Raw genomic sequence first — 24,617 nt, 5'->3', positions numbered from 1 at the left:
GTCAGGGCCCCGGCGTGCGTGCAGACGCGGGCGCGCTCTCCAGCAGATGCCGGTTCTCCGGCGCGCGGAAAAAATCCACCAGCACCTGCAGGTCGCGCTTGTTGAACTGCGCATAACCGTCGCCCGAGGCGATGCGCGTGGACAGCACCGCCACGCTCTCGTCGAAGAAGTGCAGTGACAGGCCGCGCTCCAGCACCACGTCGGTGATCTCGCCCTGCGCCGACACCGCGGCACCCGCGCGTGCGCGGGCCGCGGCGGTGCTGGCTGGGGCGGTGCTTCGGCCCATCAGAAGCCCAGCGCGTGCGGCAACCAGACGGAGATGGCCGGCACGAAGGTCAGCAGCATCAGCACCACCAGATGCGCCCACAGGAACGGCGGCAGCTCGCGCGTGAGCGCCATCAGCGGCACCTTGGTGGCGACCGAGGTGACGAACAGCAGGCCACCCACGGGCGGCGTGATCATGCCCAGGGTGAGGTTGACGATCACCACCATGGCGAAGTGGATCGGGTCGATGCCGAGGGTGGCCGCGATCGGCGCCAGGATCGGCACCAGGATGGTGACGCCCGGCAGCGGCTCCATGAATATCCCGAACACCAGCAGCAGGATGTTGACCGCGATCAGGAAGGTCATGGGCGAGAGGTTCCAGCCGATGATGGTCTGCGCCAGGTCTTGCGGCACACCTTCGATGGTCAACACCCAGGCGAAGGCGGACGAGGCCGCCACCACGAACAGCACCGAGGCGGTCAACATGGCCGAGCGTGCGGCAATCGCCGGCAGCGCCGACCAGCGCAGCGTGCGGTACACCCACTTGCCGCAGAACAGCGCGTAGAACACCGCCACCACCGAGGCCTCGGTGGGCGTGAAGACACCGAAGCGGATGCCGACCAGGATCAGCACCACCAGCATCAGCGCCGGCACCGCCTTGAGGGTGTTCATCAACATCACGCGCGCGCTCGGGCGCGGTTCGTTGGAGCGGAAACCGCGCCGGCGGCAGACCCACCAGTTGACCCAGCTCATGGCCGCCGCGATCAGCAGGCCGGGGATGAAGCCTGCGATGAACAGCGCGCCGACCGAGACGTTCTCGTCCTGCAGCGCGTAGATGATCATGATGATCGAGGGCGGGATGATCGGCCCCACGATGGCGGTGCTCGCCGTCAGCGCGGCGGCGTAGGCGCGGTCGTAACCGGCCTTGTCCATCATGCGCACCATCATCGAACCGGGGCCGGCCGCATCGGCCAGCGCCGAGCCCGAGATGCCCGAGAAGATGGTGAGCGAGAGCACGTTGGCATACCCCAGGCCACCACGCAGGTGGCCGACGAACTGCGACGCGAAGCGCAGCAGCACCAGCGTGAGCGCGCCGCCGGTCATGATCTCGGCCGCCAGGATGAAGAAGGGCACGGCCATCAGCGGGAAGCTGTCCAGGCCGGTGAACATTTCCTTGAAGACGATGATCTGCGGGTACTGGCCGCCGAGGGCGACCGCGATGGCGGCCGCGCCGGCGAGCGCAAACGCCACCGGCACACCGATCACCATCAGCACGATGGCAGCAACAAACAGGGTGAGGGCCATGAAGGGGTTCCGCTTCGTTCGGTGGAATCAGACAGTGGGGCGCGGGCTCAGAGCGAGGCCGCGGCTTCGGCGTCCATCTCGGGCGATTCGTGGAAGCTGCCGTCGCGCACGTAGCGCCGCACCACCAGCGCCAGGTGCACCAGCAGCAACAGGAAGCCAGCCGGCAGGGCGGCGTAGATCCAGGCGAAGGAGATGCCGGTGGCCGGTGTGGTCTGGAAACGCATCAGCATGGTGTAGCTGAGCGAGAACCAGGTCATGGACAGGCAGAAGATGGCGATCACCAGCACCACCAGCACCCGCAATGCCAGCGCCAGCGGCGTCGGCACCACGTTGTGCAGGTTGTCGATGGCCACGTGGCCGCCAAAGCGCAGCACCAGGCCGGCGCCGAGGAAGGTGCCCCAGATCATCAGGTGGCGCGCCACCTCTTCGGCCCAGACGATGGAATCGCCGGTGGTGTAGCGCAGCACCACGTTGGAGAAGACGATGACCGCCATGGCCATCAGCATCAGGATCAGCAGCCAGCGGTTGACAGCCACCAGCGTGTTCTCGAATCGGTCAAGCATGTGGGGTTCCTGCTGCGGTGAGGCGTGCCACCGCACAAAGGCGCGGCGCCCGGCGCGAGACGCCGGGTGCCGCCGGAGACAACAGCGCTCAGCGCGTGTTGGCGATGCGGTCGATCAGCTCTTTGCCGAACTTCGAGGCGTACTGCGTGTAGGCCGGCGACAGCGCCTGCTGGAACGGTGCCTTGTTGGTCACTTCGGTGACCTGCATGCCCTGGGCGCGCAGCTCGTCCACGCCCTTTTTCTCGATGTCGTCGACGAACTGGCGCATGGCTTGCGCGCCTTCCTTGGCACCCGCGAGCACGGCGGCCTTCTGGCTGTCGTTGAGCGAGTCCCAGAACTTGGGCGAGACCAGCAGCATGGCCGGCGAGTACACGTGGCCGGTGAGCGCCAGGTGCTTCTGCACCGCCGACAGCTTGGCCGAGGTGATCACCGAGATCGGGTTCTCCTGGCCGTCGATGGTGCCCTGCTGCAGCGCGCCGGTGACTTCCGGCCAGGCCATCGGCGTGGGCGATGCGCCCAGCGTGCGGAAGGCGGTGAGGTGCACCGGGTTTTCCATCGTGCGCAGCTTCAGGCCCTTGAGGTCTTCCGGCTTGTTGATGGCGTGCTTGCTGTTGGTGATGTGGCGAAAGCCCTGCTCGCCCCAGGCCAGCGCGATCAGGTTGCGCGACTTGAACTTGCCCAGCAGCTCCTGGCCGATCGGGCCGTCGAGCACGGCGCGCGCGTGTTTGATGTCGCGGAACAGGAAGGGGATGTCGGTCACGCCGACTTCGGGCACGAAGTTGCCCAGCGTGCCGGAGGACACCACCGCCGCTTCCACCGTGCCCAGTTGCAGACCTTCGAGCAGCTCGCGCTCACCACCCAGTGCGCTGGAAGGGAACTGGCGGAACTTGAACTGGCCGTTGGTGGCCTTCTCGACCGAGGCCGACCAGGCGTTGGCGGCGGCGCCGTAGTGGGAGTTGGGAGCGAGTGCATAGCCGACCTTGATCTCTCGGGTCTGGGCGTGTGCGGCGGTGCTCAGGGCGAGGACGGCGGCGCCCACGGCCAGCAGGCCGGTGCGGCGGGAAAAGGACATCATGCTTGTCTCCAGATCGTTGTATGCCGGGTATGGCGGTCGCCACTTTATTTTCAGGCCGGCATTCGAGCCAATACCGATTACAGGCCTCTGTTATATGATTTTCGAATGCCTGATATCCGCCAGCTGCGTTACTTCATTGCGGTCGCCGAGGAGTTGAACTTCATGCGCGCGGCCGAACGCCTGCACATCAGCCAGCCGCCGCTGTCGGTGCAGATCAAGGCACTGGAAGAAGAACTCGGCGTGCAGCTGTTCGAGCGCACCAACCGCGGCGTGGTCATGACACCGGCCTCGCAGACCTACTACGTCGAGGTCCGCGCGGTGCTGGCGCGGCTGGAGCACGCACGCATCCTGGCGCAACGCAGCGCGCGCGGCGACGCGGGCTCGCTCGCGGTCGGCTTCGTGTCGATCGCCAACGTCACCATCCTGCCGCAGGCACTCAAGCTGTGCCGCGAGCGTTACCCCGGCGTCGAGCTGCACCTGTCGGAAGAAACGCTGGACGCGCAGTTGCCCAACCTGAAGGCCGACAGGATCGACATCGGCATCGCCCCCGGCCCGATCAACGAACCCGGGCTATCGTTCCAGCCGCTGTTCGACGAACGCCTGCTGCTCGCGCTGCCGCAAGACATGAAAGAGGCGCGCATGAAGAGCCCGAGCATGGCGCTGTTCAAGCACCAGCCCTTCGTGATGTTCGAGCGGCCGATGGCGCCGGGCCTGTACGACGCGGTGCAGGCCTATTGCGGGCGCGCCGGCTTCACACCGGAGATCGTGCAATACGCGCGGCAGATGCAGACCATCCTGTCCATCGTCTCCACCGGCTTGTGCATCTCGCTCATCCCCTCGTCCATCGCGCAGTTGCAGCGCCCGGGCGTGGCCTACGTGGCGCCGAAAGAGCCCAGCCCCATCGTGCGCATGGGCCTGATCTACCGCACGCTGGACCGCAACCCGGCGGTGAAGAACTTCATCGACATCGCCATCGAAGCGTCCCGGCCCTGGACGCGGCGGCGCACGGCCGCCCGGCGCTGAGCCGGCCTTGTGCAGCCACCCGCGCATGCCGCGGGCCTGCCAAAGAAACGGCGGGGCAAGGACCAGGCGAGGCGCAACAGCACCCCGCCCGACCTGCCCCGCCGCAGCGCCATCAGGTGTGGCGGATCTCCGTGCCCAGCACCTTGAGACATTCGCGGATGAAGGCCGCCAGCGCGGTCCAGCCCTTGGCCGACACCATGGTGCCATCCACGTACGCGTCGGTCGGCGACAGGTCGATGTAGGTGCCACCGGCCAGCTGCACCTCGGGCTCGCAAGCACCCAGGGCCGCCACCTTCTTGCCACGCACGACACCGTCCACCGCGATCAGGATCTGCACGCCGTGGCAGATCGTGAAGATCGGCTTCTGCTTCTCGTGGAAGTGGCGCACCATCGCCTGGATGCGCTTGTCGGTGCGGATGTACTCGGGACCACGGCCACCGGCTGCGTACACGGCATGGTATTGGTCGAGCTGGGCTTCGGCTTCCGAGAAGGTCTTGTTGATGTCCGCGTAGTGGCCCATCTTCTCGGTGTAGGTCTGATCGCCCTCGAAGTCGTGCAGCGAGGTCTTGATCCGGTCGCCGGCCTTTTTGTCGGGGCAGACGACGTGGACCGTGTGGCCCACCGCCTCCATGGCCTGCTGGAACACGAAGATTTCGTACTCCTCGGTGAACTCGCCGGTGAGCATCAGGATTTTTTTGCCTGGCATCGTATGAATCTCTCTCTGGTTGCGGGAAGACAATGGTTCGGAACGGGGTTCGGAACGGGGCTCAGAACGGCGAGTCGGGGAAGTAGTATTCCTTCGCGTTCTGCTTGGTGATCAGGGGGGCGTCGAGCTTGATCGCACCGCGCACGGGCGCCTGGCCGACCAGGTTGGCCACGGTCAGGTAGATCGCGGTCTTGATCATCGACGGCGGGTACGGGGTTTCAACCGGGGTGACCGGGTCGCCATCCATCACCTTCTTGATGATCTCCTTCATGCCGTTGCCACCCAGCGCGTACTTGATCTCCTTGCGGCCGGATTGTTTGATCGCTTCCAGCACGCCGAGCAGCATGTCGTCGTCGTTGGCCCAGACCGCATCGATCTTCGGGTACTTGGCGAGGTAGTCCTGCATCAGCTTGAAGGCCTGGTCGCTGTTCCAGTTGGCGTACTGGATGTCCAGCACCTTGAGGTCCGTGCCCTTGATGGCGTCCTGGAAGCCCTTGATGCGTTCGTCGTCGATCACCGTGGGAATGCCGCGCAGCACCACCAGGTTGCCCTTGCCGCCCAGCTTGTCGACCAGGAACTTCGCGGTGTTGCGGCCGACGGCGATGTTGTCACCCGCCACATACAGATCCTGGATGGCCGGGTCGTTCAAACCGCGGTCCACGACCGTCACGAAAGCACCCTTGCCCTTGACCGACTTGACGGGGCCCGACAGTTCCTCGGAGCTGAACGGCAGGATCACCAGCGCGGCCAGGTTGCGGGCGGCAGAGAGGTCTTCCAGCGCGCTGACCTGGGCGGCCGCCGATGGCGAGGTTTTCACCACCACGTTGACACCCGGAAATGCCTTGTTGATTTCCTTGGCGGCGGCCTGCGCGTGGTAGACCACGCCAGCCGTCCAGCCGTGGGTGGCTGCGGGGATCGACACCGCCACCGTCTTCTGCTGGGCGTGCACCGCACCGGCTGCCATGAGCGCGCCGAGGGCCAGTCCTGCAATCCACTTTTTCTTGAACATTGTTGTCTCCTGGGGGTTGAGTTATGGAATGGAAAGGACCCCTGAAAAATGCCTCGCGGGGTCCGGAAACGAGGCTGTTTCTATTTCCTGGAGAAGCGCTGGATCAGCATGGCGATGATGATGATGGCGCCCTGCACCGCACCGACCAGGTACTCGGAAACCAGATCGGACAGCACCATGAGGTTGGCGATCAGCTCGAGCACCACAGCGCCCACCACGGTGCCCCACACGCGGCCCTTGCCGCCGCGCAGGACCGTGCCGCCGATCACGACCGCCGTGATCACCTGCAGCTCCCAGAGCAGACCCGTGGTCGGCGTGGCGGCGCCCAGGCGCGGCACGTAGCACATCGCGGCGACGGCGACACAGGCGCCCTGGATCATGTAGGCGATGGTCCGTGTGTTCACCACCGAGATGCCGGAGTAACGCGCCACATCCTCGTTGGCACCCACGGCGGCGCAGCGGCGGCCGTACTTGGTCTTGTAGAGAATGAAAGCGCCCACCGCCGCCACCGCCAGTGCGACGAGGATCGGAATCGGAATGCCCGCCACGGTGCCGAAGTAAACCGGGCGATACGCCTCGCGCAGCGAGCGGTCGATCGGGATGGTGCCGCCGTCCGACATGTAGGTGATGAGCGCGCGGAAGATGCCCATCGTGCCCAGCGTCGCAATGAACGCCTCGATCTTGCCGACGGTGACGATCAGCCCGTTGACGAGCCCGCAAAACAGGCCCACGAACAAGGCCACCGCCATGCCGATGGGGATCGCCCAGCCACCGTAGTCACCGGCCAGGCCGTTCATGCACATGATCATGACGCCGGTGATGAAGGCCGCCATCGAGCCGACCGACAGGTCCAGGCCGCCGGAGGAAATGACGAACGTGGCACCGACCGCGATGATGGCGATGAAAGCACTGCGCGCGACCACGTTGCCCAGGTTGGTGGCCGAGAGGAAGTCCGGGTTGATCAGGTAACCGATCAGCAACAGGGCGCCGAGGGCGAGGAACGGCCCCGCATCGGTCCAGTTGATGGAGAGGTCGAATTCGCGTCTGCTTCGCAGATCTTGGGGAATGGCATTCATGCGCGGGTCTCCTGGTGGGCCTGGACGTCGCTGGTGGCCAGCAACGCAATGTTCTTTTCCGTCATCTGTTCGCCGACGACTTGTCCGTTGATCCGCCCCTGGCGCATGACCAGGATGCGGTCGCAGATGCCGATCAATTCCTGCATCTCCGAAGAAATCACGATGCACGCCTTGCCCTGCTCCACCAGCTGCTGGATGAAGGCGTAAATCTGCGCCTTGTTGGCGATGTCGATGCCACGCGTGGGCTCGTCGATGATCACCACCGAGGGGTCGGTCAACATGACCTTGGCCAGCATCAGCTTCTGCTGGTTGCCGCCCGACAACTGGCCGGCATGCGCCTTGGTGCTCTTGAGCCGGATGTCGTAGTCCTGGATGCTTTGCGCCAGTGCCTGCGACTCCTGCCGCCCGCGCAGCCAGAGGCCCGGGTGGAAACGGCCCAGGGCCGACAGCGTCAGGTTTGGCGCGAGCCGCTCGTGCAACAACAGGCCCTTGCCCTTGCGGTCTTCCGTCAGGTAACCGATGCCGGCATCGATCGCGGCGCGCTGCGAGCGCAGCTGAATCGGTGCGCCGTGCAGCTCCACCTGGGCGCTCGCAGGACGCAGGCCGACGATGCCTTCGAAGAGTTCGGTGCGCCCGGCACCGATCATTCCCGCGAAGCCCAGGATTTCGCCCTTGTGCACGGTGAACGAGACACCATGGACCAGCCCCGGCACGTGGGCATCGCGCACGCTCAACACCGGGTCGCTGGTCGTGAGCGCTTTTTTCTCCGGGTACAGCGCGGCCAGTTCACGGCCCACCATCAGGTGCGCCATCTCCATCTGGCTCAGCGTGTGGCCTGCATAGGTACCGACGACACGGCCGTCGCGCAGCACGGTGAGGCGGTCGGCCAGGCGCTGCACCTCCTCCAGGCGGTGGCTAATGTAGAGCACCGCAACGCCTTGTTCCTTGAGCCGGAAGATGATAGCCAGCAGCCGCTCCACCTCTTCGCCCGTCAGCACCGCCGTGGGTTCGTCGAAGATGACCAGCCGGTGCTCGTCCAGCAGGGCGCGGGCGATCTGCACCAGCTGGCGCTCGGCCAGCGGCACGTCGCGCACCAGCGCATTGGGCGAGACATGGCAGCCGAGTTCGGCCAGCTTCTCGGTTGCGATGCGGCGCATGGTCCGGTCGTCCACCACGCCGTTGCGCACCAGCTCGCGGCCGAGGAACAGGTTCTCCGCAACCGTCAGCCCTTCCGCCAGCAGGATTTCCTGGTGCACCAGCACCACGCCGGCTTCTTGCGCCTGATGGGGCGTGGCGAAACGCACCACCTGGCCGTCCAGCACCAGCGCACCTTCGCTCGGGGCTATGTAGCCCGACAGCAGCCGCATCAGCGTGGACTTGCCGGCGCCGTTCTCGCCAATGATGGCGTGGATCTCGCCAGGCAACACGTCCAGCGAAGCCTCTGTCAGCACCGTGACGGGGCCATACCGCATGACCAGCTTGTCCGCACGCAGCAAGGGCTGCGGCGCGGGGCGGTCTTCGTCGGCTTGCGGCAACGCCGGGCGCAATGTGTCCATGCGGTTGTGTTCGCGCAGCATGTCGGTGCTCAATCGAAAGCAGGCAACAGCCGGTCGCGTGAACGCTCGATGTGGATGCGCATGGCCTCCCGGGCCGCCTTGGCGTCCCCGGCGGCAAAAGCGTCCAGCAAGGCCTGGTGTTCGTCCAGCGCTTCTTCGGTCACGCGCCGGTGGAACATCAAACGGAAGATGTGGAAGTGCGTGTGCTGGAAGGCCAGCGTCTCCTGGATCAGGCCATTGCCCGCGAACGCCATGATGCTGTCGTGGAAGAGCCCGTCCTGGCGCGCAAAGCTGGAGTAACGCAGCCGCTCGTCCGTGTCGTCGTCACGGCTCATCACACCGGCGGCTTCGCGCAGCACGGCCAGCTTGGCCGCGTCCATGGCAGCGGCCGCCTTGCCCGCCGCATGCGGCTCCAGCAAGAGCCGCAGTTCGTACAGCTCGTCGAAACGCTCGCGCGTGATCTGCGGCGCAGCGCGGTAACCGATCAGGTGCTGCTTGACGACCAGGCCCTCACCTTCCAGGCGCCCCAGGGCCTCCCGGATCGGCGTGTGCGACACGTTGAATTCTTTCACCAGGTTGTCGACCGTGATCCGCGCACCGGGCGCGATCTTCAACACCATGAGCTGGTTGAAGATGGCTTCGTAGACATCTTCGGCAAGGCCGTTGGACCGCGGAATGGCCTTGCTGGCAAGCGAAGAGGGATCGGCTGGGATCGGGGAAATCATGGGCGGTTGTCTCTCGGTATTTGGTGACGGGCACCTTACCAGTCGGGTTCGTTTGCGATACTATATCCTATACGATCTTATTTCGGGGACAAGTTTTGTGAAAGTTTTGCACCACGAGGCCACCGCCCTTGGCACGTCGCTGCTCATGCAGCGCGATACCCCCAGGGAGCACGCAGAACTGCAAGCCCGCGTGCTTGTGGACGCTGAACTCAAAGGCCATCCCTCACATGGATTGCAGCGCTTGCCCCGCCTGCTCACCCGCATCGACCGCGGCCTGGCCGATCCCCGTGCCACCGGCAGCAGCCGCTGGCGCTCCGACGCCGTGCTGGAAATCGATGGCGGCCGTGGCCTGGGGCCGGTGGTCGCCATGAACGCATTGCATCTGCTTGGTCAGCGAGTCACCTCCTCGGGCATCGCGCTGGCCGCCATCCACAACAGCAACCACCTCGGCATGCTGGCCTGGTATGTGGAACAGGTGGCGGCGCTCGGCCACATCGGCATCGCGCTGTCGACCAGCGAGGCGCTGGTCCACCCCCACGGCGGCACACGCGCCATGCTCGGCACCAACCCGCTGGCGATTGCCGTTCCCACCGCGGCGCGTCCGCTGGTGCTGGACCTGGCCACCAGCACCGTGTCGATGGGCAAGGTGCACCACCACGCGCGCAACGGCCGCCCCTTGCCAGAGGGCTGGGCGCGCGACGCCGACGGCCATCCGACCACCGACGCGGAGCGCGCCAAGAGCGGCTCCATCGCGCCCTTCGGCGGCGCCAAGGGTTACGGCATCGGCATGGCCATCGAACTGCTGGTCGCGGCCCTTGCCGGCTCGGCCCTGGCGCCCGAGATCCGCGGCACGCTCGACGCAGAAGCCGTGTGCAACAAGGGCGATGTGCTGATGGTCATCAGCGCCGCCTCCGCGCCGCACATCGCTCAACAGCTCGCGGACTACCTGGATGCGGTGCGGGCCTCGCCCGCCGCAGAGCAGGACTGTCCCGTGCGCGTGCCCGGCGATGGCGCTGCCGAGCGGCGTGCGCATTCGCTGCACAACGGATTCGACATCTCACCCTCCCTGTGGGCAGAGCTGCAAGCCCTCACACGCTCCGCCCCTGCTTCCCCTGCTTCCCCGGCCTCTCCATCCACCCATCAAGGACAACAACAATGACTCTTTTCGCCGCCTTGCGACTGCCTCGCGAAATCCTCTTCGGCAAAGGCCAGCGGCACGCGCTGCCCGCGGTCGCCGGCCGCTTCGGCCGGCGGGCCCTGGTCTGCACCGACGCCCGCCTGGCTCAGACGCCCGAATTCGCCGCGCTGATCGAGGGACTGAAAGCCGCCTCGATCGAGGTGCTGGTGCACGACCGCGTGCAACCCGATGTGCCCCGCGACAGCGTGGCGCAGTGCGCCGACGAAGTCCGCTCTTTCAAGCCCGACATGGTGATCGGCATGGGCGGCGGCAGCTGCCTGGACATGGCCAAGTGCGTCTCGTTGCTGCTCACGCACGGCGGCGCCCTGTCGGACTACTACGGTGAGTTCAAGGTGCCGGGCCCTGTGCTGCCCATCATTGCCGTGCCCACCACGGCGGGGACCGGCTCCGAAGTCACACCGGTGGCCGTGGTGAGCGATCCCGAACGCACGCTCAAGATCGGCGCCTCAAGCCCTTACCTGATCCCGGCGGTTGCGATCTGCGACCCCGAACTCACCCGCACCTGCCCGCCCGGCCTGACCGCCATCGCCGGCGCGGACGCCATGACGCACGCCATCGAGGCCTTCACCGCTGCCCGCAAGACCCCCAGCCACGAACTGGCGCAGGAAAACGTGTTCATCGGCAAGAGCGCGCTCAGCGACCACTTCGCGCTCTACGCAATCCGCCTGCTGGGACGCAGCCTGGAAAAGGCCGTGAGCAATGGCACGGACGAAGACGCCCGCGCCGACGTGATGATGGGCGCCCTGGCCGCAGGCTGCGCCTTCGGCACGGCAGGCACGGCCGCCGCCCACGCCGTGCAATACCCGGCCGGCGCGCTGACCGACACGGCACACGGCATGGGCGTGGCCGCGATGCTGCCCTATGTCATGAGCTACAACCGCCAGACCTCGGCATCGGCGCTCGCCGAAGTGGGCGAGGCCTTGGGCCTGCCCGTCACCGGCAGCATCGAAGACCGCGCGGGTGCGGCCATTGCTGAAGTCAGCCGGCTCTTCGCGGCCATCGGCATCACGCCCACCCTGGCAGGGCTCGGCCTGGCCGCGGACCAGATCGAATGGACCTGCGAGCAGGCCGTCGGCATCCAGCGCCTCATCAAGAACAACCCGCGCCCCATCGACCTGGCCGGCATGCGCCAGCTGGTGCAGGCCGCTTACGACGGCGACCTCGCCGCGGCCGCACGTTAACCATCACAAGGACCCACCATGAATGCACCGCACCCTTCGATCCAGCCCACCGCACTGCCGTTCGACATCAACACCCTGCCGCAGGGCATGTACATCGGCGGCCAATGGCGCGCTGCCAGCAGCGGCCAGCACATCGACGTCGTTGATCCGTCCACCGAGCAAGTCATTGCGACCGTGCCCGACGCCACCATCGGCGATGCCAACGCCGCCGTGGAGGCCGCCGCTGCCGCCGCCCCGGCCTGGCGCAACACCGCGCCGCGCCAGCGCTCCGAAATCCTGCGCCGCTGCTTCACCCTGATGACGGAGCGCGCCGACATGCTCGCCGCGCTGATCTCGCTGGAGAACGGCAAGGCGCTGCGCGACGCCCGCGCAGAGGTGGCCTACGCCGCGGAGTTCTTCCGCTGGAACGCCGAAGAGGCGGTGCGCATCACCGGCGAGTTCGGCACCGCGCCCTCGGGCAGCAACCGCATCATCGTGGACTACGTGCCCATCGGCATCTGCGTGCTGATCACGCCCTGGAACTTCCCCGCGGCCATGGCAACGCGCAAGATCGCGCCCGCGCTGGCAGCGGGTTGCACGGTCGTGCTGAAGCCCGCCAGTGAAACGCCCTTGACCGCCTATGCCCTGGCGGCCCTCTACGAAGAGGCCGGCGTGCCGGCTGGCGTGGTCAACGTGCTCACCACCTCCGACCCGGGCCCGGTAACGGCCGCCATGCTGGCCGACCCGCGGGTGCGCAAGCTCTCCTTCACCGGCTCGACCCAGGTGGGCCGCACCCTGCTGGCCGAAGCGGCCAAGAGTGTGGTCTCGTGCGCCATGGAGCTGGGCGGCAACGCGCCCTTCCTGGTGTTCGACGACGCCAACCTGGAAGCCGCGCTGGACGGCGCCATGATCGCCAAGATGCGCAACGCTGGCGAAGCCTGCACGGCGGCCAACCGCATCTACGTGCAGGCCGGCATTCACGACGCCTTTGCCAAGGGCCTCGCCCAGCGCATGGCCGCGTTGAAGGTCGGCCCGGGCGTGCAGACCACGACCGAGTGCGGCCCGATGATCACGCACAAGGCGGTGCAGAAAATTCACCGGCTGGTGCAGGATGCGGTCGAGCGCGGCGCGCAAGTGCTCAGCGGTGGTGTCATCCCCGACGGCAAGGGCTACTTCTATCCGCCCACCGTGTTGACGAACGTGTCGACCGACGCGCTGATGGCCCACGAGGAAATCTTCGGCCCGGTGGCCCCCATCCGCCGCTTCGACACCGAGGAGGAAGCCATTGCACTCGCCAACGACACCGAGTACGGCCTCGCGGCGTACATCTACACCGGTGACACCGGACGCGGCATGCGGGTGGCGGCGGCAATCGAGTCCGGCATGATCGCGCTCAACCGCGGCCTGGTGTCGGATCCCGCCGCACCCTTCGGTGGCGTCAAGCAGAGCGGCCTTGGCCGCGAAGGTGGGCAGCACCATGGCATCGCCGAGTTCATGGAAAGCAAGTACATCGCCACCACCTTCTGACGCCCGCCGGATGACCGCCTCCTCACCATCCAGCGCCCTTGCGTTGAAGCTGCCACATGGCCATGAAAGCCTGGACGCAATCGACCAGGCCTACAACCCGCGGCTGCGCGCAGTGAACCTCGATGGCGAGTTGCAGCGCTGCGCACAACGCAGCGCTGCCACGCGGCAGACCCTGCCCTACCGCGCCGGCGTGCGTTATGGCGCCACGCGGGCAGAGACGTTGGACATCGTGCCCGCCACCCAGCCCGACGCGCCGGTGTTTTTCTACATCCACGGCGGCTACTGGCGCGCCAACGCCGCACGCGACTTCAGCCATGTGGCACTGGGTGCGCATGCCATGGGCTACACCACCGTGCTGGTCGACTACGCCCTGTGTCCCACGGTGACACTCGATGAGATCGTGCGGCAGGTGCGCGCCGCCGCCGCGTGGGTGGTACGCCACATCGGCGAACATGGCGGCGATGCACGCCGCATCGTCATCGGCGGCCATTCGGCTGGCGGCCACCTCGGGGCCATGCTGCTGTGCACCCCCTGGCAAGACATGTACGGGCTGCCAGAAGACCCGTTTGTCGGCGCCGTGCTGGTCAGCGGCCTGTTCGACATTGCGCCGCTGCGCTACAGCTATCTGCAACCCGCGATCCAGCTCGATGACGGCATCGTGGCGCGCAACTCGCCCCAGCATCTGGTGCGGCCGTCACGCACACCGCTGGTGCTCAGCTGGGGCACACTGGAGCAAACTTCCTTCGAAGCGCAGTCCACCCAGATGCACCGAGCGTGGCTGCAGGCAGGCAATGGCGCGGAACTGCTGCCGCAAGCCGGCAAAGACCACTTCTCGGCAATCCACGGCTTCGAGGAGCCCGACAGTCCGCTATGTGTTTCGTTGCGCCGCATGGTTGAGGCGGTGCGCGGCTGAGATCCACGGCGCTCACTGAAGCGGCGGCGCGCACATGTCGCAAGCCAGGCTCAGGCCTGACTTGGCGCCATCCCCGCTGCCAGCGGCGTGCACACGAGAGACCCTGACTCGGCGTCGATGCCCTCGCACAGCAGTTCACTCAGCAAGGCCGGCACATCGTTGTCGAAGCTCATCAAGGCGTCGTTGGGCTGCTGTGCTGCCGCGGCCTGCAGCAGTGCAGTCAGCCGCGCGCGCAAGGCCTCGTCGGCCGGCCGGCCCAGGCGTTCCTGCACGGCGGCCAGCGCCGCATCGTGCAGGCGCGTGGAGCCCAGCACCTGCCAGGCGTAGTCGATCTCGTAGCGCTCCACCAGCTGCTGCAGGCTTTCGCCGTCCTCTCGCGCCTCATCTGCAATCTGACCCAGGGTGCGGATCACCAGGGTTTGTGTGAGGCGGCGCAGGCATTCACCGTGCGCCCATGCGGTGTTCTCGACAGACATCGGGGGTTCTCCAAAGCCAGGAGGAGGGCGTTGCGCATTCGCCTGGAATGGACCACTCGGAAAGACAAAAGCCCACTGCAAAGTGGGCTTTTGAAAGATTTGGTGGCCTGGGACGGAATCGAACCATCGACACGACCAACAACATGTTTGCCCGTTGATTTTATTAGGATTTTCCACCGCCAGCCATAAGGCGGTGTACCAATGAAGTGTACCCGCCTTTCTACTGCTCGATGGCTTTGCACCACTTGAGTGTGGCGCTCGCAAGGCTGAAGAACGAACGCTCGTGGCAGATCGTCCGACGGAAGAACACAAGCGGCGGTATGCTGATTTGATTCCTGACTATCAAGCACAGCCATGGCAGAGCAAAGCAGATCTCAACACGTCCGACTACTAGCCCGCGAACTTCTCGACGATATCGAGTTGAGCAGGACAAGCGCCGAGAGCTTGATCCTCAAAACTACACGCTTGGCGAGGTGGGTTGGCAGCGACGACATCAAATCGTGGCTCAAGCTTGAAATGGGTGGCTACAACAGTTCCGACGCGATCTCGCTCAAATACATGTACAAGACTGGTCGTTGGCTGGACCATGAGAAAAAAACTGGTTACTGGGGCCCGCTCGCGCAACAAGAGGCTCTTATTGCCGCCGAGAAGGCCAAGCTTGCAGTTCTGCGCACGCCGGACTCTAGTTCAAACTATGCCGCCATTGCGATCGGCAATGTGACAAAGGCGATGGAGCAGGCCGCGAACACGATCACCCGAGTAAGCGGTATCCGCACAAAGGTGTTAAGCCTGTTGCACCAGTTCGTCAGCGAGGTGTACTACGAGCAAGAATTTGAAGCGCTCACCGAGTCGATCTTTGAGCGTTATCAGACGGATGTTGACTCGCTCGTCGTCGCTAACTGCAAGGATATTCTGGAGAAAATCCCAGCCGTAATGGATCGTCTCGCGGACGGAAACGAGGAGTCAGTGGCTCAAGCCCTCACGACCTGCAGGCGGATCATCGAGGCTTTCGCTGACTCTATCTACCCTCCATCGCAGGAGACTGTCGAGATCGGAGGCAATACGCTAAAGCTAGACGGTAGCAAACATCAGAACCGTATTAACGCGTATGTGCATGCTAGAACCGACAGTCACTCACGCAAACAACGGATTCGGCAGAATTTGGCCAACCTGTTTGACAGAGTCTCGACTGGCGTCCATACAGATGTGACACCGGAGGAGGCACGAGCGCTGTTCCTGAACACCTATCTCTTCCTGGGCGAGGTTCTGCACCTACCATCAAATGCCCCAAAACCTTAATAGGATGCTGGGGGCCAAAACGTTATTGGCCTTGGATGAAACCAATCCAATGACACGAGCAACCGCAGTCTCACTCGTTGATTGTTGAATCTTCGCTAAATCGAAGAAGCGCGAGCGTACCAACGGGTATCAATCAAACTGTCTCAAGACTAGGCCCCAGCCTCCCGACAGCTTGCATGAAATCTCTTGTATTTAAGCGCCGCCGCTGGGGAGTCTTCAAGCCCCTGAATGACGTGGCCAAAGACTGTCTCATCCAACAGCGGCTTAGCAACAAACTCCCCGTGCGCAACGCTTTGTTCCAATTGAGCTGGGTCAACTATCTGACAGAAACGGTACATGACAACACTATCCCTCACGACAAAGGGGTGCTCGCCCGGAAAGAGGGTACAGCTAGGGTCATAACCACCCTGAGTCGGAATGGTGCACACGCACACAATTAAGACGCGTGGACCATCGCCAAAATCGATGGGATCGTTGAGAACGATGTAAAGGTGTTTTCGCTCAGTGCCCAGCGCCTCCCGAAGCTGTTTGGGCACCTGCTGCGCGTGTTTGGGCACAGGCCCATCGACCTGATCGCGCCCATGCACATCCGCGAATACCTCGACATTCGAGGTCAGGCGGCCAAGGTCCTCGCGAATCGCGAGAAGGCGCTCTTTTCGCACATCTTCAACAAAGCTAGAGAGTGGGGCTACACGACCGCACCGAACCCGTGTCAAGGGGTCAAGGGCTTCAAGGAAACGGGCCGCGACAGATATGTGACCAATGAGGAGTTTGAGAAAGTTCGATCGATCGCGCACTTCACCGTGGTGGATGCCATGGACCTGGCGCTACTCACCGGCCAGCGCCCTGCGGACGTGTTGAAGTTGCAGCGCACGGACATTCGCGACGGAGCCCTCTGGATCGTGCAGAACAAAACAGGGGCACGCCTCGGCATCGAAATCACTGGCGAGCTGGCGGCCGTCATCGAACGGATAAACGGCAGATCCCGCACCGCCATCAGCGCCTACTTGATTCAGGACGAAAAGGGCCAGCCGCTAAGCCAGTACGCCCTGCGTTCACGCTTCGACAAGGCCCGCACGCTGGCAAAGGTGAGCTTTCAGTTTCGAGATATTCGGGCCAAAGCAGCTACCGACACCGGCGACTTAGCTCACGCCCAAAAGCTCTTGGCGCATAGAAACCGGGATATGACTGAACACTATGTACGAGCCCGCCTGGGAGATCGCGTCCGTCCGCTTCGTTGACTACGACGCATCCTTCTTCTTACGAATTCCAAGGGAGTCGGGGGCCACTCCGCCGATCATAGAGACCTCTTGCTGCTGGAAGAAACGCAGCAAGAAGGCGAGGAAATTGAAGTCCCGATACACATCGTTCGCGAACGCATACTCGACAGTTTGAGTCTTGATAACTCCACCCAAAAGGCTTGCGGCCTCATCGATATCGATTAGAAACGAGTGGTCCTTGTAATGATTGACAAAGTGATTCGCCAAGCTTTTCGGCGTCTGCCCATCAGGCAACACTTTGCCTTGTAGAAGTCGTTCGGCGTATTGAGCTGCGGACTCGCCCAACCTCTCTAGAAAACCCAGGTGTCTAAGGCTCAGGTTCTCAGAGAGGTACTTAGCCCACATCTCTGCGGATGCTGGGTATTCACAGACTAGCTGCGCCACCTTTGTGAGTCCATTCGCTAGCCCAAGAGCCGGAAGGTCGTTCACTTGCGGGTCTATAGGTCCTAGCTGACTCATCATCCCCAAGTGAATCTCGTCCGCACCCAACGCAAGTAGCGTGGCCGCAGATTTCGCACGCCGAGGAACAGCCACAACGAACTTGTTCGCGGAAAGCTTCTTACATGTTTTGCTGATCAAGTACGCTGGCTCGATCTTCCCTCCCCGGCTGTGAACCAGCAAAAGAAGACTTTGATCGGGCTCCCTCGATACATCTGAGTAGATCCGATCGGCATGGAAGTCGCTAATCGAGTCGAGATCATCAAAGAGGAAAACAATCTTGTAGGCGCCCGCGATGCCGTGTTGGACCGCCAGCTCTTTTACTCGATCTGCGAACAGCGCCTGCAGTGCCGGCTCATCGCCCGCCTTTGCAGCATTGATGAGCTTCGCGGTGAACGTTGGTGCCTCTTGTTGGACCTGCGCTTCAGGTTTTTCTACTACAGGGACCGGCTGCAATTGTTCTTCAGGCATTCCATCTCCTAGAAAGATGGCAAATTGTAGAAAGTTCGCGCGAAATGTAGAAACGCCCCAGGACCCTTATCGGGCGCTGGGGCGCATAAATACTGGTGGCCTGGGACGGAATCGAACCATCGACACGCGGATTTTCAATCCGCTGCTCTACCAACTGAGCTACCGGGCCTGAGAGAAGCGAGATTGTAGCAGCTTCCGGAGGCCGCTTTTCCGATGCCCCCTCGGCTCAGAACGCGTTGCGCTTGCTGCGCGCCAGATCGACGCCGAGTTGCTTGAGTTTGCGGTACAGGTGGGTGCGCTCCAGACCGGTCTTTTCTGCCACGCGCGTCATGGAGCCAGACTCCTTGGCCAGGTGGAATTCGAAGTAGGCCTTCTCGAATTCGTCGCGGGCTTCGCGCAGCGGGCCTTCGAGGTTGAACGACTGCAGCGGCTGCGGGCCGAGGTCCAGAATGGGCTCGGGCAGTGTGCCGCCGGTCATCGCGACTTCCACCGTGAGCTCGGGGTTGAACAGGCCGTTGCCGCTCATGCGCAGCACGGGCGCCGCGGGGCCGGGCTTGGCCGGTGTCTTGTTGAGGCCCTGGTCCACCGCCTTCAGCAGCTTGGCCATGGTGATGGGCTTTTCGAGGAAAGCCGTGGCACCGATGCGCGTGGCTTCCACCGCGGTGTCGATGGTGGCGTGGCCGCTCATCATGATCACGGGCATCGACAGCAGTCCATTGCTGGCCCACTCCTTGAGCAGGGTCACGCCGTCGGTGTCGGGCATCCAGATGTCGAGCAACACCAGGTCGGGGCGCAACTGGGCGCGCACGTTGCGGGCCTGTGCCGCGTTTTCGGCGAGCTCGACGGTGTGGCCTTCGTCGTTGAGGATCTCGGAAAGCAAATCCCGAATGCCCAGTTCGTCGTCTACGACCAGAATAGTTGCCATGGCGCGCGTGTTTCCCTCAGTGCGTGTTGTCAATTTGCAACTGCGAATGATAACGACACTTGCGCACCCACGATCTTGCCTTCCGTCACGCGGTTGCTGAGGTCCACCCGGCCGCCGTGTTCGTCCATGATTTTCTTCACGACGGCCAGTCCCAGGCCGGTGCCCTTGACCTTGGTGGTGACGTAGGGCTCGAAGGCGCGCTTGAGGATGTGCTCGGCAAAACCCGGCCCCTGGTCGAGCACCGACAGGCGCACCCACTGGCCGGTATCGGAGCGCCGCGTGCGCAGCAGCACCTGGGCGCCGGGCACGCCGGCCATGGCGTCCTGCGCGTTCTGCACCAGGTTGTGCAGGGTCTGACGCACTTGCTGCGGGTCGGCCTGGGCCTTGGGCAGGTCGGCCGCCAGCTCCAGCTGCACCGGCACCGCCGCGTTGTCGTACAGGCCGACGATGTCGCGCACCAGCGCGTTGAGGTCGACCGGCGTGAGCTGTGCAGCGGGCAGGCGGGCGTAGTCGCGGAATTCGTTGACCAGGCGCTTCATCGCATCGACCTGGTCGACGATGGTGCGCACCGACTTGTTGAGGATGGCCTGCTCGGGCGCCTGCACCTTGCCGTCGAGCTTCATGGCCAGGCGTTCGGCCGAGAGCTGAATGGGCGTGAGCGGGTTCTTGATTTCGTGCGCCAGCCGGCGCGCCACCTCACCCCAGGCTTTGGCGCGCTGGGCCGAGACCATGTCGGAGACGTCGTCGAACACCAGCAGGCGTTCGCCGTTGGGCAGCAGGGCGCCGCGCGCGATCACGGTCAGGCCTTCGCCGAAGGGCGTGGCGCCGTCGGCGCTGAGTTCAAACGATTGCTGCCAGTGGCCGCCCTCCTGCTGCAAGGGTTCGGACAGGAAACGCTCGAACTGCTGCAGCACACCGCTGGCGAACGCCTCCAGCCCCGGCACCTCGGCCAGCGGCCGGCCCAGGTGTTCGAGCAGCGGGGTGTGCAGGATGCGCGCCGCGCCGGGGTTGACGCTCTGCACCCGGTCTTGTTCGTCCAGCACCACGACACCGGCGGTGAGGTTGTCCAGGATGGTCTGCAGGTTGTCGCGCGCGGCGTCCACCTGCTCCATGCTGTGTTGCACCGCCTCGCGGGCGTCCGACAGGTCCTGCGTCATGTGCGCAAAGGTGCGCGTGAGGCTGGCGAGTTCGTCGCGCGAGGCCAGCGCGGTCTTGGGGCTCAGGTCGCCGGCCGCCACCTCGCGCATGCCCTCGGCCAGCACCAGCAGCGGCCGCACCAGCTGGTTGCCCAGCAGCACCGCCAGCAGCACGGCACCGAACACGGCGAGAAACAGCGCCAGCGTGAGCGTGCCGATGTACATGCGGCGCAGGCCCTCGCGCGTGAGCGCGCGCTCCTGGTATTCGCGGTTGGCCACCTGCACCGCCAGCGCGTCGGTCACCAGCGCGCCCGGCAGCAGGGCGGTGACCTGCAGGTAACGCGGTTCGGTGTCGAGGCCGAAACTCGGTGGGCTCACCAGCGCCATCACCTTGATGCGCGGCGGCGTGGCGGCGATCAGCGCCTCCACGTCCGCGCTGCCGTCTTCTTCCAGCCCTTCAATCTGCGCCACCACGCGTGCGCTGCGCACGTTGCGCAGCAGCGCGGGCGAGGGCCGCTCGGGGTTGATGTCGAAACGTGAGACACCCGAACTGCCCAGGGCCTGGCCGCTGCCGCTCCACAGCACCAGGTCACTCGCGCCGAGCTGTTCGCGCACGCGCTCCAGTGCCAGCGCGGCCGACGCGTTGGGCACCCGCGCCAGGCTTTCGGCGGCCACACGGGTCTTGCTGCTGAGGTCGGCGGTGAGGGTATCGAGCGTGGTGCGGCCCAGGTTCAGGCCGGCGCTCAGGGCGGACTCCACGCGCACGTCGAACCAGCTCTCGATGGAGCGCGAGACGAACTGGTAGGACACGGTGTAGATCAGCATCCCGGGCAGGATGCCGACCAGGCCGATGATGGCGGCGAGCTTGATCAGCAGCCGGCTGCCGAACTTGCCGCGCCGCAGGCGCAGGGCCAGGCGCAGCGCCAGCCACAGGATGACCAGCAGCAGGAAACTCGCCACCGCCACGTTGATGCCGACCAGCCAGGGGAAATTCTGCTCGTAGAAGGCGCGGTTGTTGGTGGCCAGGGTGAGCAGGAAGAACAGCACCATGCCGACACCGACCATGAACACCAGGCCGGCGCCGATGGCCCAGCGCACGGCGGCGGGCTTGCTCTTGGGCGCGGTGGTGTGCACGCGGGTCAGTTCGGGATCCGGCCGGCGCGGCTGGCCGGGCACTGGTGTGGTGGCCACTAGCGTGCGGGCTCGCTCACGTTGGACTCACTGCCAAGTTCGGCGGCGGGCGTACCGGCACCATGCTCGGTGCCGTGGTCGGTTTCGACGCGTTGCGGCACCGGCAGGGTCTGGCGCAGTTCCACCGTCCACTCGGGCTGGTTGGCCATGCCGATCTGGAACGGCCGTGGCAGCAGGGAGAGGTCCAGCCGGAAGGAGAAGGCCACTTCGTGGTCGGCGCCAGGCTCCAGCCGCGCGGCATCGGCAAGCCGCCAGCGCGCCACCCGGCCGACGCCGGCGAGGGCCTCGGGCAAAGAGTCAAAGTTCTGGTGCAGGGCGTACTGCAGGCCGGCCCCACCCGAGCCGGCGGCGCTTTCGTTGGACAGGCTCACACGCCAGCGCCGCGTGAGCGGCTGGTAGGCCAGGCGCAGCGTGCGGGTGGCACTGGCGACGCGCTTGTCGGTCCAGTACCAGCGGCTGCGGTACACGTCGGCGTGCCACACGAAGTACAGCGGCACCGCCTTGTACAGGGCGTCTTCCACCACCGCGGCGGGTTGCAGCTCCATGCGGGCCGAGAGAATCAGCGCCTCGGGCGTGCGCTGCAGGCTGAGCTGCTGCAGTTGCGGCGCGTCGGCATGGGCCATGGGCCACACCAGCAGCCCCGCCAGCCACCAGGCCAGGGCCCAGGTGCGCCAGGCCCTCATACCGCGGGCCAGCCGGTCAAGGACCGGCCTTGTCGAAGCGGGCGTAAAAGAAACCGTCGTGTCCACGTGAGCCATTGTCGTTGAACTGCCCTGGCGGGGCGGCCAAACCGGGCAGCAAATGGCCCGGCGAGGGGGCTTCACGCGCATCGGTGTGGTGCACAAGGAACGCCCGCGCCTGTTCCGCGCCCTCGGCCCGGAACACCGAGCAGGTGGCATAGAGCAGGCGGCCGCCGGGCTTGAGCAGGGGCCACAGGGCCGCCAGCAGCTGGCGCTGGATGGCCACCAGCGCGTCCACGTCGCTGGCGCGGCGCAGCCAGCGCACGTCCGGGTGGCGGCGCACGATGCCGGAGGCGGTGCAGGGTGCGTCGAGCAGGATGGCGTCGAACTGCTGGCCGTCCCACCATTGCGCGGGCTGGCCGGCATCGGCGGCACGCACCTGGGCCTGCAGGCCGAGGCGGGCCAGGGTGTCGGTGATGCGCTCGCAGCGGCGCGGGTCGACGTCGAGCGCCAGCAGGTTCAGCTCGGCGTGCTCCAGCAGGTGCGCCGTCTTGCCACCGGGGGCGGCGCAGGCGTCGAGCACGCGGTCGGACGGGCCCCAGTGACGGCCGTCGAGCAGCAGCTCGGCCGCCATCTGGGCGGCGGCGTCCTGCACCGAGCAGTCGCCCTGGGCAAAACCGGGCAGGCGGTCCACCGGCTGGGGGGCGTCCAGCACCAGGCCGTCGCTGCCCACCGGGGTCGATGCCAGGCCGACGGCCTGCAGCGCCTGCTGGTAACGGGCGCGGTCGGTGCGGCGGCGGTTCACGCGCAGCACCATCGGGCCGGGCTGGTTGTTGGCTTCCAGGATGGCCTGCCAGTTGTCGGGGTGGTCGCGCTGCAGGCGCTCTATCCACCACAGCGGGTGGTTCCAGCGCGCCACCGGGTCGTGCGCCACCGCGGCCATGAGCGTCTCGCGCTCGCGCAGGAAGCGGCGCAGGCAGGCGTTGACGAACGGCGCCTGGCGTTCGCTGCGGCGGTCCTGCCGGGCCGCCTCCACCGCCTGGTTCACCACGGTGTGGGCGGGGTAACGCGGCGCCTGGCCATCGTCACCCGCATCCAGCAGCAGCGCGACCGCGCTGCACAGCAGGGCCTGCACCGGCGGCGCCGGCTTGCGGCTCACCAGTTGCGCCACCAGGGCACGCGCCGTGCCGAGCTGGCGCAGGGCATGAAAAGTGAGTGCCTGCACGCCGGGACGCAGCGATGGCGGCAGGGCCGGCAGCGCTTCGCTGAGCGAGCGCCCCTGCTCCACCGCGAGCACGCAGGCGGCGGTGTGGCGCAGCTGGGTCGCCAGGGTGGGCCCTTGTGGGGCGGCGGAGGGGGATGGGGGCGAGGCCGGGGCGGTCAAAACGGGAGGTCCGGTGCAGGAAGGTCGAAACGGCGAGTGTCACACACGCCGCCCCGGCCGTCAGACCAGGGTCCAGCCCGGACCCGCCTCCTCACCGGGCGGCGGCGCGGGACTGGCGCTGGCCGCGGGTGCGGGTTCGTCGTCGCGCTGCAGCGGCAGCGGGCCCATGTCGCGGCCGTAAATGCGGCGGATGCGCCGCGCCAGCGGCGGGTGCGAGTCCAGCCAGTGTTCGGTCTGGCGGCCGCCCTCGTTGGCCACCAGCAGCATGTGCTGCACCATCGAGCCGACCTGGCGCGGCACCACGCCTTCGCGGCGCTGGCTCAGCACCTTGCGCAGCACACCGCCCAGGCCGTCGCGGCTGCGTGTCCATTGCACGGCGCGCGCGTCGGCCAGGTATTCGCGCTGGCGCGAGATCGCGGCCTGCAGCGCGTGGCCGGCGAGCCAGCCCAGCCAGCCGGCGGCCATGACGGCCAGGCCGATCAGGGCGGCGGCCATGCGCCGGTCCTTGCTGTCGGGCTCGAACAGGGTCTGGCCCATGCGGTACAGCATCTCCAGCCCGAACACCATGCCGACCAGGCGCATGTTCAGGCGCGTGTCGCCTTCGCCGATGTGGCTGAACTCGTGCGCCACCAGGCCTTGCAGCTCGTCGCGCGTGAGGTGGTCGAGCGCGCCTTGCGTGACCGCGACCACGGCGTCGTCCTCGTCCCAGCCGGCGGCGAAGGCGTTGATGCCCTGGTCGCGCGCCAGCACCATGGCCTGCGGGCGCTTCATGCCGGAAGAGATGGCCATCTCGTCGACGATGTTGCAGAAGCGCTGCTCGTCAAAGTTGCCCGAGGGCTGCGCCAGGCGTGCGCCCATCTGCTCGGCCAGGCGCTGGCCGCCGCCTTCGGCCAGGCGCGAGGTTTCGACCCACCAGCCGCCCAGCACGAACAACAGGGTGACGCCGGTGTTGACGGCAAAGTAGTGGCGCGGGTAGCTGAGCGCGCCCGGCACCCAGAAACCCCAGGTCAGGCCCCAGGCCAGCGCCAGCGCCGCATTGACCGCGAGCACCAGCAGCAGCACCGTGAGCCCGAAGGCCAACAGCAGGCGCCGGGTCTGGCCCCGGGCATCGCGCTGGAATTCGAAGAAGCGCATGTCAGCGGCCCTCAGCCCAACGAGGAAGAAGAGGGAAAGACGACCACACTTGCCACGAACGAGACCACGCCAAACCCAGGGGCATCCAGGGTCCGGCTCCGCC

The 24,617-nt window shown here is 65.8% G+C and carries 23 protein-coding genes and 1 tRNA gene; 7 read left to right on the top strand and 17 right to left on the bottom strand.

What is annotated here, in order from left to right:
• Position 1: 1 nt before the first annotated feature.
• The 4 genes from HPA01S_RS16880 to HPA01S_RS16865 form a co-directional block, all read right to left on the bottom strand.
• Positions 2-286, bottom strand: coding sequence for a hypothetical protein (locus HPA01S_RS16880; RefSeq protein ID WP_066271935.1), 285 nt, complete (start codon positions 284-286; stop codon positions 2-4).
• Positions 286-1,569, bottom strand: a complete 1,284-nt coding sequence (locus HPA01S_RS16875; protein ID WP_066271934.1) for a TRAP transporter large permease — start codon at positions 1,567-1,569, stop codon at positions 286-288. Before HPA01S_RS16875 ends, HPA01S_RS16880 begins: the two co-directional genes overlap by 1 nt.
• A gap of 47 nt (positions 1,570-1,616) precedes the next feature.
• On the bottom strand, positions 1,617-2,132 hold the full coding sequence (locus HPA01S_RS16870) for a TRAP transporter small permease (protein ID WP_066271933.1): 516 nt from the start codon (positions 2,130-2,132) through the stop codon (positions 1,617-1,619).
• 88 nt (positions 2,133-2,220) lie between these two features.
• Complete coding sequence (locus HPA01S_RS16865) at positions 2,221-3,204, bottom strand: TRAP transporter substrate-binding protein (RefSeq protein ID WP_066271966.1); 984 nt, start codon at positions 3,202-3,204, stop codon at positions 2,221-2,223.
• 108 nt (positions 3,205-3,312) lie between these two features.
• Here HPA01S_RS16865 and HPA01S_RS16860 point away from each other — a divergent pair, with 108 nt between their 5' ends.
• Positions 3,313-4,230: a LysR substrate-binding domain-containing protein gene (locus HPA01S_RS16860; RefSeq protein ID WP_066271932.1), complete on the top strand. Its 918-nt coding sequence runs from the start codon at positions 3,313-3,315 to the stop codon at positions 4,228-4,230.
• A gap of 112 nt (positions 4,231-4,342) precedes the next feature.
• On the opposite strand, the gene HPA01S_RS16855 is transcribed toward HPA01S_RS16860, so the two are convergent.
• The 5 genes from HPA01S_RS16855 to HPA01S_RS16835 form a co-directional block, all read right to left on the bottom strand.
• Complete coding sequence (locus HPA01S_RS16855; RefSeq protein ID WP_066271931.1) at positions 4,343-4,936, bottom strand: DJ-1/PfpI family protein; 594 nt, start codon at positions 4,934-4,936, stop codon at positions 4,343-4,345.
• A 61-nt stretch (positions 4,937-4,997) separates the two neighbouring features.
• Complete coding sequence (locus tag HPA01S_RS16850) at positions 4,998-5,945, bottom strand: substrate-binding domain-containing protein (protein ID WP_066271930.1); 948 nt, start codon at positions 5,943-5,945, stop codon at positions 4,998-5,000.
• Positions 5,946-6,025: 80 nt separating this feature from the next.
• Positions 6,026-7,021 (bottom strand): ABC transporter permease, encoded by a 996-nt coding sequence (locus HPA01S_RS16845; RefSeq protein WP_066271929.1) that lies wholly within the window; start codon positions 7,019-7,021, stop codon positions 6,026-6,028.
• Positions 7,018-8,598, bottom strand: coding sequence for a sugar ABC transporter ATP-binding protein (locus HPA01S_RS16840; protein WP_245638681.1), 1,581 nt, complete (start codon positions 8,596-8,598; stop codon positions 7,018-7,020). Before HPA01S_RS16840 ends, HPA01S_RS16845 begins: the two co-directional genes overlap by 4 nt.
• A gap of 8 nt (positions 8,599-8,606) precedes the next feature.
• On the bottom strand, positions 8,607-9,302 hold the full coding sequence (locus HPA01S_RS16835; protein WP_066271928.1) for a GntR family transcriptional regulator: 696 nt from the start codon (positions 9,300-9,302) through the stop codon (positions 8,607-8,609).
• 97 nt (positions 9,303-9,399) lie between these two features.
• Between HPA01S_RS16835 and HPA01S_RS16830 the strand changes: the two genes are divergently transcribed.
• Genes HPA01S_RS16830 through HPA01S_RS16815 form a run of 4 tightly spaced genes read left to right on the top strand, consistent with a single transcriptional unit; the run spans position 9,400 to position 14,100 of the window.
• The gene (locus HPA01S_RS16830; protein WP_066271927.1) at positions 9,400-10,461 is read left to right on the top strand and encodes an Ldh family oxidoreductase; all 1,062 of its coding nucleotides are present in this window, start codon (positions 9,400-9,402) and stop codon (positions 10,459-10,461) included.
• Positions 10,458-11,681: an iron-containing alcohol dehydrogenase gene (locus tag HPA01S_RS16825; RefSeq protein WP_066271926.1), complete on the top strand. Its 1,224-nt coding sequence runs from the start codon at positions 10,458-10,460 to the stop codon at positions 11,679-11,681. The genes HPA01S_RS16830 and HPA01S_RS16825 overlap by 4 nt, the downstream gene beginning before the upstream one ends.
• Before the next feature lie 18 nt (positions 11,682-11,699).
• Positions 11,700-13,187 (top strand): NAD-dependent succinate-semialdehyde dehydrogenase, encoded by a 1,488-nt coding sequence (locus HPA01S_RS16820; RefSeq protein WP_066271925.1) that lies wholly within the window; start codon positions 11,700-11,702, stop codon positions 13,185-13,187.
• A 10-nt stretch (positions 13,188-13,197) separates the two neighbouring features.
• Positions 13,198-14,100 carry an alpha/beta hydrolase gene (locus tag HPA01S_RS16815; RefSeq protein ID WP_066271924.1) on the top strand — a complete coding sequence of 301 codons (903 nt, stop codon included), beginning with the start codon at positions 13,198-13,200 and terminating at the stop codon, positions 14,098-14,100.
• Between the two features lie 50 nt (positions 14,101-14,150).
• On the opposite strand, the gene HPA01S_RS16810 is transcribed toward HPA01S_RS16815, so the two are convergent.
• Entirely contained in the window at positions 14,151-14,576 is a 426-nt protein-coding gene (locus HPA01S_RS16810) for a hypothetical protein (RefSeq protein ID WP_066271923.1), read from the bottom strand.
• Between the two features lie 354 nt (positions 14,577-14,930).
• Between HPA01S_RS16810 and HPA01S_RS16805 the strand changes: the two genes are divergently transcribed.
• Together HPA01S_RS16805 and HPA01S_RS23600 are read left to right on the top strand one after the other, a co-directional pair.
• Entirely contained in the window at positions 14,931-15,875 is a 945-nt protein-coding gene (locus HPA01S_RS16805) for an AbiTii domain-containing protein (RefSeq protein ID WP_066271922.1), read from the top strand.
• A 581-nt stretch (positions 15,876-16,456) separates the two neighbouring features.
• Positions 16,457-17,116 (top strand): tyrosine-type recombinase/integrase, encoded by a 660-nt coding sequence (locus HPA01S_RS23600; protein ID WP_084360767.1) that lies wholly within the window; start codon positions 16,457-16,459, stop codon positions 17,114-17,116.
• Here HPA01S_RS23600 and HPA01S_RS16795 read toward each other — a convergent pair whose 3' ends face one another.
• The 7 genes from HPA01S_RS16795 to HPA01S_RS16760 all read right to left on the bottom strand — a co-directional run bounded on the left by HPA01S_RS16795 (position 17,117) and on the right by HPA01S_RS16760 (position 24,514).
• Positions 17,117-18,064 (bottom strand): SDH family Clp fold serine proteinase, encoded by a 948-nt coding sequence (locus tag HPA01S_RS16795; RefSeq protein ID WP_084360762.1) that lies wholly within the window; start codon positions 18,062-18,064, stop codon positions 17,117-17,119. It lies immediately after the preceding gene.
• 93 nt (positions 18,065-18,157) lie between these two features.
• Positions 18,158-18,233: transfer RNA gene (locus HPA01S_RS16785), tRNA-Phe, on the bottom strand.
• Positions 18,234-18,290: 57 nt separating this feature from the next.
• Positions 18,291-18,989 (bottom strand): response regulator, encoded by a 699-nt coding sequence (locus HPA01S_RS16780; protein WP_066271919.1) that lies wholly within the window; start codon positions 18,987-18,989, stop codon positions 18,291-18,293.
• 29 nt (positions 18,990-19,018) lie between these two features.
• Positions 19,019-21,259 (bottom strand): sensor histidine kinase, encoded by a 2,241-nt coding sequence (locus HPA01S_RS16775; protein WP_245638683.1) that lies wholly within the window; start codon positions 21,257-21,259, stop codon positions 19,019-19,021.
• A gap of 56 nt (positions 21,260-21,315) precedes the next feature.
• Positions 21,316-21,999, bottom strand: a complete 684-nt coding sequence (locus tag HPA01S_RS16770; RefSeq protein WP_066271918.1) for a DUF4390 domain-containing protein — start codon at positions 21,997-21,999, stop codon at positions 21,316-21,318.
• Positions 22,000-22,015: 16 nt separating this feature from the next.
• Positions 22,016-23,380: a 16S rRNA (cytosine(967)-C(5))-methyltransferase RsmB gene (gene rsmB, locus HPA01S_RS16765; protein WP_084360760.1), complete on the bottom strand. Its 1,365-nt coding sequence runs from the start codon at positions 23,378-23,380 to the stop codon at positions 22,016-22,018.
• 60 nt (positions 23,381-23,440) lie between these two features.
• The gene (locus HPA01S_RS16760) at positions 23,441-24,514 is read right to left on the bottom strand and encodes a M48 family metalloprotease (RefSeq protein ID WP_066271917.1); all 1,074 of its coding nucleotides are present in this window, start codon (positions 24,512-24,514) and stop codon (positions 23,441-23,443) included.
• Positions 24,515-24,617 lie beyond the last annotated feature (103 nt).

Source organism: Hydrogenophaga palleronii NBRC 102513 (assembly GCF_001571225.1).
Classification (GTDB): Bacteria; Pseudomonadota; Gammaproteobacteria; order Burkholderiales; family Burkholderiaceae_C; genus Hydrogenophaga; species Hydrogenophaga palleronii.
Note: the sequence above shows the minus strand (reverse complement) of the source record. Positions and strands in the feature narration are given on the sequence as shown.